Below are 11933 nucleotides of genomic sequence, written 5' to 3' on the forward strand. Positions count from 1 at the left end.
GCAGTGGAACCGTTACTCAGAGGCGCGATGGCCCTAATGCCGTCACGAGTTGCAGTGATGGGTTCCGTTGAATTCAAAACATAAAAACAATCGAAAGCCTGAGCCCCTGACTTTTGGCTGCTCACCAACTGTTCACGCCGACCGGTAGAGTCAATTCTCTTCACAATGTGTTGCGATGCCCACAGATGGGCCTTCTGCAAAAGGAACCATTCTTGTGGTGGACGACGAACCCGCAGTGAGACGGGTTTTGTTGATGCGTCTGCAATTGGCTGGTTACAACGTCGTCTCTGCTGAAGATGGTGAGGAGGCGTTGGAAATGTTTCACAGTGAATCGCCGGATCTCGTCGTTCTCGACGTGATGCTTCCCAAAATGGATGGCTTTGCGGTCTGCAGGCGTTTACGTGCTGAGTCGTGCGTCCCGATTATTTTTCTCTCGGCCTTGGAGTCCATCTCCGAACGCGTGGCAGGCCTTGACCTTGGAGCAGACGATTATCTTCCAAAGCCCTTTAGCCCAAAGGAACTTGAAGCCCGCATCTCCACGATCCTGAGACGGGTGGGGTCTGGTTCTGCCACCGTTGAGCCCCGCGAGATTCCCAGTGGCCAAGGCGTGATGCGTGTTGGAGATTTAGTGGTCGACACCAATCGCCGTCAGGTGAATCGGGGAACCGAACGCATTGCTCTGACTTACACAGAATTCAGCCTTCTTGAATTGCTCTTCCGCGACCCAGGTCATGTGGTCCCTAGGGCCGAAATCCTTGAGCAGCTTTGGGGCTATCCGCCCCGACGTGCGGCTGATCTGAGGGTTGTTGACGTGTATGTGGCACGCCTGCGAGGCAAGCTCGAGCCCGACCCGCGCAATCCTGAACTGATCCTGACGGTGAGAGGGATCGGCTACGCGTCCCAACGCATGGGTGAACCTGCAGGAGCACCTGCAGCAGTTTGATGAATTTGGCGTGATCCGTTCGCTCTTGTGCCCGCCGCGGGGCAGGATGGCGCCCGACTGCTTCTTCTCTCTTGTCTGAACTTCGTGAGACCCGCTTGGAGAAGGCGAATGCTCTCAAAGAACAGGGGCAAGAGCCGTATGCATTGCGTTTTGATCTGACCGATCGCATGGCTCGCCTGCAATCCGATCACGCTGATCTTGCAAATGGCACCGAGCGAGACCTGAAGGTTTCGGTTGCTGGTCGGGTGATGACGCGCCGGGTGATGGGCAAGCTTGCGTTTTTCACGCTGGCGGACGAAACGGGAACGATCCAGTTGTTCCTCGAGAAAGCAACGCTGGGCGACAGCTTTGCTCAGCTCAGTTCCTTGGTGGATGCAGGTGACCTCATCGGGGTTCACGGCATCTTGCGCCGTACGGATCGGGGTGAATTGTCCGTCAAGGTGAGCGAATGGCAGATGCTCACCAAAGCGCTGCAGCCATTGCCAGATAAGTGGCATGGTCTCGCGGATGTGGAAAAGCGCTATCGACAGCGCTATCTGGATTTGATCGTGACGCCGCAGTCCCGTGAGACGTTCCGTCGTCGGGCGATGGCCGTGAGTGCGATCCGCCGTTGGTTGGATGAACGCGACTTTCTAGAGATCGAAACACCGGTCTTGCAGTCCGAAGCCGGAGGCGCTGAGGCGCGGCCGTTCATCACGCACCACAACACCCTCGATCTGCCTCTCTACTTGCGGATTGCCACGGAGCTCCATCTCAAACGGCTCGTGGTGGGTGGATTTGAACGGGTCTATGAGCTCGGGCGGATCTTTCGCAACGAAGGGGTGAGCACGCGTCATAACCCTGAATTCACGTCGGTGGAGGTGTATCAGGCCTATGCCGATTACAACGACATGATGGCGCTCACCGAACAGCTAATCGCTTCGGTTTGTGAGCAGGTATGCGGTACAACCCGCATCAGCTACCAGGGCGTGGAGGTGGACCTGACGCCGTCCTGGAGGCGCGCCACGATGCATGAACTCGTGCAGGAGGCCACCGGCCTTGATTTCACCTGCTTCGAGACCCGTGAAGCGGCTGTGAAGGCGATGCAAGCGGCCAATCTCCCGACGCCGGATAAGGCCGACACCGTTGGACGGCTGTTGAACGAAGCGTTTGAGCATGCTGTGGAGCCCAATTTGATTCAGCCCACCTTTGTGCTCGATTACCCCCAGGAAATTTCACCCCTGGCGCGTAAACACCGCAGCAAGCCAGGGCTTGTGGAGCGGTTTGAGTTATTCATTGTGGGACGAGAAACGGCCAATGCCTTCAGTGAGCTCACGGATCCTTTGGATCAAAGAGGCCGCATGGAGCTCCAGCAGGAACGTCGTGCTGCCGGAGATGTGGAAGCCAGCGGAGTGGATGAGGATTTCATCCAGGCCCTCGAAGTGGGGATGCCCCCTACGGGTGGACTTGGAATTGGCATTGATCGCCTGGTGATGTTGCTGACTGACAGCCCCTCGATTCGTGATGTCATTGCCTTCCCATTGATGCGACCTGAGGGGTGACCTGTCAGCATGGATAATTAACCCAGTGGCAGGGTCCAATTCCCATGAGTGGTGAGCGCGTAGGTTTCCGCTTCAAACACGCCGATGCGGTGGTCAAGCGCAATCCGCAGGGACGTTCCCGTCGCGGATGGGTGATGGAGCCAGTGGAGCAGACCACGAGCCGAGGCACCAAGATGCCCGCTTATCGCATCCGCTGGCGCGATAGTGAGCGACCTGAGATTGTGCTCCAGCACATGCTGATTGCTGATCCAGACCCCACCCCTCCGCCTGAAAACGTGAGCCTCGAGCCTCCCGCACCGAAGGCTTGATCGAGAGCAATCTCAAGTTCGATTAGTTGAGGCCTTGATTGCGCCTCAGTTCTTCAAGCTCTTGCTGTGCTTCAAATAAGGCCCAATCCTCATCAAGGCTGCGCCTGGATGTGGACTGTTTTTCCTGGGTTTTAAGGCTGTTGAGCTGCGCTTCGAGTTCGGCGAACTGAAGCCCAAGTGCCTCGAACTCCTCCCAGAGCTCGCGACCTTGCTGCATCAGAGCAGCAACGTGTTGATCCGCCCGTTGTGCGAGTTCAAGGGCACTAGCCCTTCGTGCTTTCTCGCTACGCGTTGTCCAGGCTTGGACCTGTTCGGCGAGGGTGAGCAGCTGGCGGCGTAATTCCCTCGCTTGGAGTTGCTGTTGCCCGCGACGGTTGTGCAGATCCCTTTGGCGGTCCTGGAGATGCTGTTCGCGTAGAAGTTGATCCTGACTTGGATTGCTGCGCAAAAACTGTTCAAGCCGTTCCTCCAAGCCGCGTTCGAGGTTGTCCAGCCAGGTGGGACTCATGGGATTTGATCCGGTGCGCGTGTGATCAATGGAGCTTCGATTTCCTGTTCCAGCGGATTGATCGCACCTTCCCGTGAACGAAGCAACAGCTGGGTGAGACGAGCGACTGATCCCTCCCCGAGCTCCAGTGCACCCAGGCGATCGAAGGCATTGCGATACACCGCTTCTAGCTCTTCCATCAGGGTTTCACGTTGGAGGCGAACTGTGGCCCGTTGCTCGTCGCGACTCATGGCTCAGCAGGGATGAAGGGTTGGATCTCAGTCTGGGGCCTCTAAGAGATGCAAGGAAAGATCGTCATCTGGATCATGCCAGCGGCGAACCCAGTGCCATCCGGCCTGTTGCGCTAACGCAACAGCCCGCTCAGGGCTGTATTTGAGGCTGTATTCAGTGATCAGTGGTTCATCGCATTCGAAGGTCCAACGGTCACCGGCGATCCTGACAACTTGGTTGCAGCTGCTGATCAAGGCCATCTCCACTCGCTGTTGGTCGGCTTGCCAACGCGCTTGGTACGAAAAGCATTGCGGGTCAAAATTCGCTCCCAAATCGGCATTGAGGCGATGCAGCAAGTTGCGTGCGAAGTCTGCTGAGATGCCAGTGGCGTCGTTGTAGGCCGCTTCTAGGCGGATCTTGCTTTTGGGTTGGTCCAGACCAAGAAGGAGAGGTCCCCCATTCAGCAATTGCTTGAAATGGCGGAGCACGCGAACGGCATCGTGCTGTTCAAAATTGCCGAGCGAGCTGCCAGGAAAGAAACCGATGCGTCGTTGGTCTCGTAGCAATGGGTGTTCCGGCAATGCTGTCAGCGTGCTGTGATCGCAGCAAATTCCCAGCATTGGCACCCCTGGGTGACTTTGCTGCAGTGCTGTGGTGGCTTTGCGTAAGTGCTCCGCACTGATGTCGAGGGCCACGTAGGCCGCGGGATGGATCGCATCGAGAAGGGGGCCAACTTTTTGGGCGCTTCCAGCCCCGAATTCAATAATCACGCCGTCACCGATCGCGGCTGCAATCTCGGGGGCACGCGCCTCGAGCAAAGCAATTTCGGTGCGGGTGAGGCTGTATTCGGGTAGTTGGCAGATGCGATCGAAGAGGCGAGAGCCCTCCTCGTCATAGAGAAACCAGGCCGGGAGTTGGCGCGGACATCGGTTGAGACCGATCCGGACGAGCTGTTGCATATCCGCTGCTGGCGGATGGAGGTCGATCAGTTCGGTTGTTGGATCAGTTGTTTGATCCGTTTGTTGTGAGGTTGTGGTCATCGGGCCAAGCGCAGGCCAGCCGCCATCCAGCGGCTAGAGGGAGCAAAAAAGTTGCGGTAGGTGTTACGGGCATGGCCCTTCGGGGTGAGCTGACTGCTGCCCCGCAACACAAATTGGGAGGTCATGAACTTGCCGTTGTACTCGCCAACGGCTCCTTGGGCCGCTTGAAACCCCGGATAGGGCCTGTAAGGACTTGCGGTCCATTGCCAAAGCTCAGCATGGCTTTGCTTGAGCTGCTGCCCCTGCTCCAGTGCGGCCGTTTCCCACTCGGCTTCCGTTGGGAGGCGAGATCCAGCCCAGCGTGCATAGGCATCCGCTTCAAACCAGCTGAGATGGCGGACTGGGCGATGGGCTTCTAACGGGCAGCGTCCGGCCAGGGTGAACTCCCAGGACCAGGCTGTTGGATCAAGCTGCTGGCGCCAGTAGCGCGGTGCCTTCCACTGTCGCTCTGAGCAGATGGCCCAGCCTTCACTCATCCAGAGTTCGGGGCGCTCGTATCCGCCGTCCTCGATAAAAGCTTTGTATTCGCCGTTGCTCACCAAGCGATCGGCCAGGGCATAGGGCTCGAGCCAAACGCGATGACGTGGCTCCTCATTGTCGAAATGGAAGCGATGGGAATGGTGGGTGTTGTGGTGTTGGATGTCCTGGCCGATCTCCACCAGGCCCCCCGCACACTCCAGCCAAACGGGAGCTGTGCCGTCGTTGGAAGCGCCTGCGGGCTCTTGCCAATCCGTTCGGTAGGCCGGCTCTAAGGGCTGACGGCTGAAGGCATCGAGAAGATCCATCAACATCAACTCCTGGTGCTGTTGCTCGTGCTGAAGGCCCAGTTCCACGAGAACCAACCAAGGGGAATCGACGCTGCGTTTGAGCAGGTGTTCCAGGGCCTGATTCACCTTGTGCCGCCATGCGATCACCTCTGCTATCGGCGGCCTGCTGAGTAAGCCCCGTTGAGGTCTGGGTTGCCGAGCGCCAACCGCGTCGTAATAGGAGTTGAACAGATAGTTCCAGCGTGGATCAGCCCGCTCGTAATCAGGGCAGTGCGGGATCAGCACAAAGGTTTCGAAAAACCAGGTGGTATGGGCGAGATGCCATTTGGGAGGGCTCGCATCAGCCATGCCCTGAAGGCAGAGGTCTTCGGCCTCAAGCGGCTCAATCAACACTTCGCTGGTGCGGCGCACGTCCATCAGCCGGCTGAGCAGCGTGCCGGAGTCCATGGCAGGTTGATGTTCGGGACAGTGACCTTAGTGAGGCCACGCTGCAGGTGCTTTCGCAAAACTCCCCCTACCATCACCCCATTAAGGCCATGTCGTTGTGATCGGCACGCTGCTGTCTGCGCGCTACCGCTTGGATCAATGTCTGACGTCAGATGCGTCTGCACCCCAGGGACGCCTGTGGCGTGGAACCGACGTGTTGGCCTCCGATGCGTCAGTGGCATTACGGCAGCTTCAGGATTCCAATGCAAAAGAGCGGTTTCGCCAGCTTTGGCCGGCGATGCAATCGGTTCTCCACCCGCTGATTCCACGCTTCGGAGGACTCCTGGAAGAATTGGATTCGCTCTGGCTGGTCAGGGAGTGGCAGGAAGGATCCAGCTTTGGGTTGATTCAGCAGCAGCGGCGTGAGCGTCAGCTGGTCTTCGGTGGCGGCGAAGTGTTGCTGTTGTTGCGTCAGCTCCTTCCCGTGTTGGGCGTTCTCCATGGCAAGGGACTGGTCCATGGAGATATCAATCCGAGCAATCTTCTGCGCCGTGATCAGGATGGGCTGCCGGTTTTGCTGGATTTTGGCCTGCTGCAAAACCTGGGAACCGCTCCGCTGTTAGGAGCCACGGCCAGCTATTCGCCAAGGGGGCAAGGCCGCGGCGAAATGGCTGCGCCATGGATGGATTTGCATGCTCTCGGCGTGACCGCACTGACCTTGCTGGACGGACGGGCGCCGGAGGCTTTGCTGCCGGCGGATGCCAGTGAATGGCAATGTCCCCCAGCCCTCGAGCTCCATGAAGGCTTCCGCGACGTGTTGGAACGGATGTTGAGTGAGCTGCCAGGTCGCCGTTTTGAGCAGGCCTCGGAGGTTCTGCAGGCCTTGAAAGCGGTTCCTATGCCTGAATCGACGGGGCCCATGCCCAGTTCCGCTCGAACGGTTGTGCTTGCGCCTGTGGTGACGGCCTCTGCTGAGCTTCCTTCCGTGGAACCGCCGGCTGTTCGTTCCTCTTCCCCTGAGCCACGCCGACGTCAGCGCGCCGACGAGCGCCAAGTGGCCGCGGAAGGACGGTTATGGCCCGTGGTGATTGCCCTCTTGTTGTCAGCCGTGGTGGGGACTGCCATCGGTTGGTTTCTGCTCAGCCGTGGCAACGCTCCAGCTGGTGTGCCCTCCACTGATCGAGATGTGGTGGGCCGCTCGCCAACGGCCAGCCTTCCGCCAGCAGAGGTGGATCAGCGTCAACAATTTCTGAGTCGGCTTAGGGCTCTGCAGGTGGACCGCAGCTGGTTCTTGCAGCTTGTGGATGCCAGCTTGTTAGCCCGATTCCCGGAGCGAAGCGGTCGCTTGCCCAGTGATTCCCTCGAGGATGCGCCTCTACGCAAGGTTTGGAACGAGTTGGCCAACGAGTGGTTGGCAAGGGTGGAACAGTTGCCTCCAGGTTTGCGTCGTCGACTGGGGACACTCGATTCAAAGGATTGGCAGACTCAGCGTCAGGCCTTGGTCGCCCAAGGGGTCAATGACAGGGTGGTGGAACAGCTGGTCTCCGTGGCCGCCAACAGCCTGTTGCCGGGTGTGGCCTCTGGAACCAAGCCACCAGAACCGTTCCGGCAGCTTTGGTATGCCGCCGCCTTGCGCAGTCTGGAAGAGGTCAAGATTGAAACGGTGAAGGCTGGGACTGAGATGGCCACCGTCCTGTCCAGTCGGGTACCAGCCGATAGCGCCCGCCTGATTTCCATTCAGGTTCCGGCCAACCGTCGGCTGGTGCTCGGTATTAACGGAACGCCGTTGATGCAGATGACCGTTTATGCCTCTGACGGCTCTGTGGCAGCTGAACGGGGGCCTTTGCGAGTGGTCTCCCTGGCGGCTGATGTGGGCACGCCTGTCCAGGTGCTCGTAACGAATGAAGGCGTCGCCTCCGGGCTGCTGACCTTGTCCTCTCGAGCTGACCTCCAGAATCCGACCCCTTTGCCGAAAGTAGTGTCGAAACCACTGCCAAGAGTGGATCTCAATCCGATTGCCGATCCGGCGACAGGGGTGCAGGGGCCTGTCGAAGCGTTGCCGGAGCCCCCTGGCCCGAAGCCAGCAGGCGTGAAGGAGGACGTCTCCCAAGAGCAAGCCCTCCAAGAGCCATCTGCTCAACCGGAGGGCGATCGAGTCCCAGAAGCAGCGTCCTCTGCTGGGCTTCGCAGTCAGTAGCGGGCGATGGCATCCCGTGTTTCTTTCTTGACCTGTTTGTCTTTGGCTGCGGCCCGCTTGTCATGAAGCTTGCGCCCCTTGCCCAGGCCGATGGTCACCTTGATCCATGACCCCTGCAGGTGCAGGTTGAGTGGAATCAGGGCGAGCCCTTTTTGTTCGAGGTGTCCTCGCAATTTGTCGATTTCGCGGCGATGGGCAAGGAGGCGCCTCACCCTGAGGGGGTCGTGATTGAAATAGCGGCTGGCGTGGGTGTGCGGGGAGATGTGAACGTTGTGGAGATGCAGCTCTCCCCGTCTGATCAGGCAGAAGCCATCCCGCAGATTGGCCTGCCCCGCCCGCACCGACTTCACTTCGGTCCCCAGAAGCTCGATTCCCGTTTCTAGGGTTTCAAGGATCTCGTACTGATGCCGCGCCAGCCGGTTGTCGGCCAGCAGGCGATTCGCCGCTGCTCTTGCTGCTGCACTCTTCTTGCCGCCTCCCTTGCCCATCTCACGTCAGGCCCCACGGCCGATCGGTCTTCCGACCTTATCCAGCTATCGGTACCCTGCGACCATGGCGATTGTTTCTTCCAACGCTGACCCCTCCAAGGGCGCTCCCCGACCGAAGCCTTCGCGGGTGGTGGATGCAGCGCGTCAACTGGATGATTCGGCAGAGCTCAGTGCGACGAAGGAAGATGGCCTCAGGCCTCGTCGTCTCGACGATTACATCGGTCAGCGCGAACTCAAGCAAGTGCTGGGGATTGCCATCCAAGCGGCGATGGGTCGGGGTGAGGCCCTGGACCATGTCTTGCTGTATGGCCCTCCCGGTTTGGGTAAAACCACCATGGCGATGGTGTTGGCTGAAGAACTGGGGGTGACCTGCAGGATCACCAGCGCTCCGGCCCTTGAGCGCCCTCGCGACATTGTTGGCCTGCTCGTAAACCTGCAGCCAAAAGAGGTGCTCTTTATTGATGAGATTCATCGGCTCACCCGCGTTGCTGAGGAGCTCCTCTATCCGGCGATGGAAGACCGCCGCCTTGATCTCACCGTTGGCAAAGGAAGTACGGCGCGAACAAGAGCCCTGGAGTTGCCGCCCTTCACGCTGGTGGGCGCCACCACAAGGGCTGGTGCGCTGAGCTCTCCCCTGCGGGATCGCTTTGGACTGATTCAGCGCCTGGAATTTTATGGACACGAGGATCTACAAGCGATCGTGATGCGGGCTGCTGGTCTGTTGACCCTGCAGCTTTCGCCTGAGGCTTGCGCAGAGATTGCCCGACGGTGTCGTGGCACTCCCCGGATCGCTAACCGACTCTTGCGCCGGGTGCGGGATGTGGCCTGTGTGCGTGAGGTGTCGGGATGCATCGAGATGCAGTTGGTGGATGAAGCACTCACGCTGCATCGTGTGGATGGGAAGGGCCTTGATGCCTGTGACCGGCGCCTTCTGGAGCTGTTGCTTCAGTCCCATGGAGGCGGCCCCGTAGGTCTCGATACTTTGGCCGCGGCGCTTGGTGAGGACCCCACCACCCTGGAAGCCGTGGTGGAGCCCTATTTGCTGCAGCTGGGCTTTCTTCAGCGCACCCCCCGTGGTCGCGTGGTGACCGCTGCTGGTCGAGTCCATCTCGGTTGGCCAGCGGATGAGGGGGATGCGGCATGAGCTTTGATCTCAAGCGTTGGGTCTCCGTCTTGTTGGTTGCCTTCGGGGTTGTGGTGTTGCTTGGGGCTGATCCAGCTGTTGCGGAATCGCTTCCCAAGGATCAGCACCGTCAATTGTTTGAACAGGCCCTGCGCTTCAGCCGTCAGGGTGACCCTCAGCAGGCCCTCGAGGGATGGGATCGGGTGCTGGAGCTGGCTCCTGATGATGCGGCTGCCTGGAGCAACCGCGGCAATGTGCGTCTTGTCTTAGGTGACACCGAGGGGGCGATCGCCGATCAAACCCAGGCCATTGCGCTTGCTCCGGAAGAATCTGACCCCCACCTCAATCGAGGCACGGCTGAGGAAGCCTTGCAGCAGTGGACGGCAGCCGAGCAGGATTACAACTGGATTTTGAAGAGGGATCCTGAAGATGCTTCGGCGCTCTACAACCTCGGCAATGTGCGCGGCTCTGAAGGCGATTGGGAATCCGCTGAAACCCTCTATGGGCGCGCGGCTGAGGCCCGTCCTGGCTTTGCGATGGCACGCTCCAGCCGGGCCTTGGCCCTCTACCAACTCGAGGCCTTTGACGAGGCTGAGAGGGAGATGCGCAACTTGATCCGTCGTTATCCGATGTTTGCTGATGCGCGAGCTGGATTAAGTGCTTTGCTTTGGATCCGCGGTTCTAAGGGCGAGGCCGAAAGCAACTGGGCGGCGGCTTCTGGCTTGGATCCCAGTTATCGCGAAGCCGATTGGTTGCTGCAGGTCCGTCGCTGGCCGCCACGCCCTGTTGCTGATTTACAGCGTTTTCTGGCTCTGGAGAGTCCATGACCACCACCTCTCCCCCCCTCAAGCAGCGCCTTGAAGCGATCTTGCCCGAGTTGATCGAGCTGCGACGCCATCTTCATGCCCATCCGGAACTGAGTGGCGAAGAGCACCAAACCGCCGCCCTGATTTCTGGAGAGTTGCGTCAGTGCGGGTGGCGTGTTCGTGAAGGGGTGGGGCGCACCGGTGTGATGGCGGAGCTTGGGCCTCAGACCGGTCCGCAGTTGGGGTTGCGCGTGGATATGGACGCCTTACCCGTCGAGGAGCGCACGGGCTTGCCTTATGCCTCCTTGCGGCAAGGGGTCATGCATGCCTGCGGTCATGACTTGCATAGTTGTATCGGCTTGGGGGTTGCACGCCTGTTGGCGCAGGAGACGTCCTTGCCAGTGGGGATGCGCCTTTTGTTTCAGCCTGCTGAGGAGCTTGCCCAAGGTGCCCGCTGGATGCGCGCTGATGGCGCCACCGATGGGCTCAACGCCTTGTTTGGAGTGCATGTGTTCCCAACATTGCCAGTGGGCACCATCGGTGTACGCAGCGGCAGTTTGACGGCTGCTGCTGGAGAACTGGAAATCGAAGTGATCGGTGAAGGCGGTCATGGAGCGAGGCCCCATCAATCTCTCGATGCGATTTGGATTGCAGCGCGAGTGGTCACAGGATTGCAGGAGGCAATCAGTCGTCGCTTGGATGCCTTGAATCCGGTGGTGGTGAGCTTTGGGAAAATCGAAGGTGGTAAAGCTTTCAATGTGATTGCAGACCGGGTGACCCTCCTGGGCACGGTTCGCTGTCTTTGCGCGGATCTCCATGAACGGTTACCGGCCTGGATTGAGGAGACGGTGCAAGCCATTTGTGGGAGCTTTGGTGCCACCGCCCGGGTTCGCTACCGCTGCATTGCACCCCCCGTTCGCAACGATCCCGCCCTCACTGCCTTGCTCGAGCGCAGTGCCGTTGAACAACTGGGGGCAGCGCAGGTGCAACGCTTAGAGCAGCCTTCGCTCGGCGCCGAGGATTTTGCCGAACTGTTGCAGGACGTCCCCGGCACCATGTTTCGATTGGGGGTGGCAGGACCCGATGGATGTGCAGCGCTCCATAACGGCCATTTCAACCCTGAGGAAGGAGCCTTAGGCGTGGGAGTGCAGGTCTTGACCGCTGCGATGTTGGCTTGGACTCCCATACCATGAGCCGTCAATCCAGGACAAGGATCCACATTGTGTTGTCGCTGGCAGCACCCTTGATGGTGCTGCTTGGTGTGTCGGCGATGCTGCAGCGAGAGGGGCCCGACCGTTGGCAAGCACTTCCTGCCATCCTTGTGGGATCTGGTTTGGTGATCCATGCAGTGGTGGGCCGTCGTCATCGCCGCCATCAGTTGTTGATCGCCTTGCGCACCACCCGTTCTCAGGAGGATTGAGATGACCAGCACCCCTGAACAGAGCGCACCCAACCCTGAGGAGTTGCGCGCAGCGATCGCCTCCGGTGACCCTGTGCAAGCAATGCCAGCACTGGCCAAATTGCGAGCGCTGCCCACTTCAGACAACGACAGTGTTGTGATTCCACTGCTGATCTT

General features: G+C 59.4%; 13 protein-coding genes. 8 read left to right on the top strand and 5 right to left on the bottom strand.

Annotation, left to right across the window (positions count from 1 at the left end; genetic code table 11):
* Positions 1-175 precede the first annotated feature (175 nt).
* From rpaB to NCN04_RS03380, 3 genes are all read left to right on the top strand, one after another.
* The gene (rpaB, locus tag NCN04_RS03370) at positions 176-943 is read left to right on the top strand and encodes a response regulator transcription factor RpaB (protein ID WP_250395175.1); all 768 of its coding nucleotides are present in this window, start codon (positions 176-178) and stop codon (positions 941-943) included.
* Positions 944-1014: 71 nt separating this feature from the next.
* Positions 1015-2484 (top strand): lysine--tRNA ligase, encoded by a 1470-nt coding sequence (gene lysS, locus NCN04_RS03375; RefSeq protein ID WP_250395176.1) that lies wholly within the window; start codon positions 1015-1017, stop codon positions 2482-2484.
* Between the two features lie 44 nt (positions 2485-2528).
* Entirely contained in the window at positions 2529-2792 is a 264-nt protein-coding gene (locus NCN04_RS03380) for a DUF8660 family protein (RefSeq protein WP_006042532.1), read from the top strand.
* Between the two features lie 22 nt (positions 2793-2814).
* On the opposite strand, the gene NCN04_RS03385 is transcribed toward NCN04_RS03380, so the two are convergent.
* The 4 genes from NCN04_RS03385 to egtB are packed head-to-tail and all read right to left on the bottom strand — an operon-like array spanning position 2815 to position 5764.
* On the bottom strand, positions 2815-3300 hold the full coding sequence (locus NCN04_RS03385; RefSeq protein WP_250395177.1) for a hercynine metabolism protein: 486 nt from the start codon (positions 3298-3300) through the stop codon (positions 2815-2817).
* Positions 3297-3530, bottom strand: coding sequence for a hercynine metabolism small protein (locus NCN04_RS03390; RefSeq protein ID WP_250395178.1), 234 nt, complete (start codon positions 3528-3530; stop codon positions 3297-3299). Before NCN04_RS03390 ends, NCN04_RS03385 begins: the two co-directional genes overlap by 4 nt.
* A gap of 27 nt (positions 3531-3557) precedes the next feature.
* The gene (gene egtD, locus NCN04_RS03395) at positions 3558-4550 is read right to left on the bottom strand and encodes an L-histidine N(alpha)-methyltransferase (RefSeq protein WP_250395179.1); all 993 of its coding nucleotides are present in this window, start codon (positions 4548-4550) and stop codon (positions 3558-3560) included.
* Positions 4547-5764: an ergothioneine biosynthesis protein EgtB gene (gene egtB / locus NCN04_RS03400; protein ID WP_250395180.1), complete on the bottom strand. Its 1218-nt coding sequence runs from the start codon at positions 5762-5764 to the stop codon at positions 4547-4549. The genes egtD and egtB overlap by 4 nt, the downstream gene beginning before the upstream one ends.
* 97 nt (positions 5765-5861) lie before the next feature.
* On the opposite strand from egtB, the gene NCN04_RS03405 reads away from it, so the two are divergent.
* Entirely contained in the window at positions 5862-7940 is a 2079-nt protein-coding gene (locus NCN04_RS03405; RefSeq protein ID WP_250395181.1) for a serine/threonine protein kinase, read from the top strand.
* Here NCN04_RS03405 and smpB read toward each other — a convergent pair.
* A complete protein-coding gene (gene smpB, locus NCN04_RS03410; protein WP_048347700.1) occupies positions 7934-8428 on the bottom strand; it encodes an SsrA-binding protein SmpB in 495 nt (164 codons plus the stop codon). The genes NCN04_RS03405 and smpB overlap by 7 nt on opposite strands.
* A 64-nt stretch (positions 8429-8492) precedes the next feature.
* Between smpB and ruvB the strand changes: the two genes are divergently transcribed.
* Genes ruvB through NCN04_RS03430 form a run of 4 tightly spaced genes read left to right on the top strand, consistent with a single transcriptional unit; the run spans position 8493 to position 11777 of the window.
* Positions 8493-9572: a Holliday junction branch migration DNA helicase RuvB gene (gene ruvB / locus NCN04_RS03415; protein ID WP_250395182.1), complete on the top strand. Its 1080-nt coding sequence runs from the start codon at positions 8493-8495 to the stop codon at positions 9570-9572.
* On the top strand, positions 9569-10378 hold the full coding sequence (locus NCN04_RS03420; protein ID WP_250395183.1) for a tetratricopeptide repeat protein: 810 nt from the start codon (positions 9569-9571) through the stop codon (positions 10376-10378). Before ruvB ends, NCN04_RS03420 begins: the two co-directional genes overlap by 4 nt.
* Positions 10375-11550 (top strand): amidohydrolase, encoded by a 1176-nt coding sequence (locus NCN04_RS03425; RefSeq protein WP_250395184.1) that lies wholly within the window; start codon positions 10375-10377, stop codon positions 11548-11550. The genes NCN04_RS03420 and NCN04_RS03425 overlap by 4 nt, the downstream gene beginning before the upstream one ends.
* Positions 11547-11777, top strand: a complete 231-nt coding sequence (locus NCN04_RS03430; RefSeq protein WP_048347704.1) for a DUF3188 domain-containing protein — start codon at positions 11547-11549, stop codon at positions 11775-11777. Before NCN04_RS03425 ends, NCN04_RS03430 begins: the two co-directional genes overlap by 4 nt.
* The last annotated feature ends 156 nt before the right edge of the window (positions 11778-11933 follow it).

Origin of the sequence: Synechococcus sp. MU1655, assembly GCF_023630655.1 — a bacterium.
In the GTDB taxonomy this organism is placed as follows: Bacteria; Cyanobacteriota; Cyanobacteriia; order PCC-6307; family Cyanobiaceae; genus Synechococcus_C.

What these genes read in the sequence shown, in the direction of transcription:
- rpaB (WP_250395175.1), top strand. Translation starts at nt 176, where the DNA reads ATGCCCACAGATGGGCCTTCTGCAAAAGGAACCATTCTTGTGGTGGAC.
- NCN04_RS03380 (WP_006042532.1), top strand. Translation starts at nt 2,529, where the DNA reads ATGAGTGGTGAGCGCGTAGGTTTCCGCTTCAAACACGCCGATGCGGTG.
- NCN04_RS03385 (WP_250395177.1), bottom strand. Translation starts at nt 3,300, where the DNA reads ATGAGTCCCACCTGGCTGGACAACCTCGAACGCGGCTTGGAGGAACGG.
- NCN04_RS03390 (WP_250395178.1), bottom strand. Translation starts at nt 3,530, where the DNA reads ATGAGTCGCGACGAGCAACGGGCCACAGTTCGCCTCCAACGTGAAACC.
- egtD (WP_250395179.1), bottom strand. Translation starts at nt 4,550, where the DNA reads ATGACCACAACCTCACAACAAACGGATCAAACAACTGATCCAACAACC.
- egtB (WP_250395180.1), bottom strand. Translation starts at nt 5,764, where the DNA reads ATGGACTCCGGCACGCTGCTCAGCCGGCTGATGGACGTGCGCCGCACC.
- smpB (WP_048347700.1), bottom strand. Translation starts at nt 8,428, where the DNA reads ATGGGCAAGGGAGGCGGCAAGAAGAGTGCAGCAGCAAGAGCAGCGGCG.
- ruvB (WP_250395182.1), top strand. Translation starts at nt 8,493, where the DNA reads ATGGCGATTGTTTCTTCCAACGCTGACCCCTCCAAGGGCGCTCCCCGA.
- NCN04_RS03420 (WP_250395183.1), top strand. Translation starts at nt 9,569, where the DNA reads ATGAGCTTTGATCTCAAGCGTTGGGTCTCCGTCTTGTTGGTTGCCTTC.
- NCN04_RS03425 (WP_250395184.1), top strand. Translation starts at nt 10,375, where the DNA reads ATGACCACCACCTCTCCCCCCCTCAAGCAGCGCCTTGAAGCGATCTTG.
- NCN04_RS03430 (WP_048347704.1), top strand. Translation starts at nt 11,547, where the DNA reads ATGAGCCGTCAATCCAGGACAAGGATCCACATTGTGTTGTCGCTGGCA.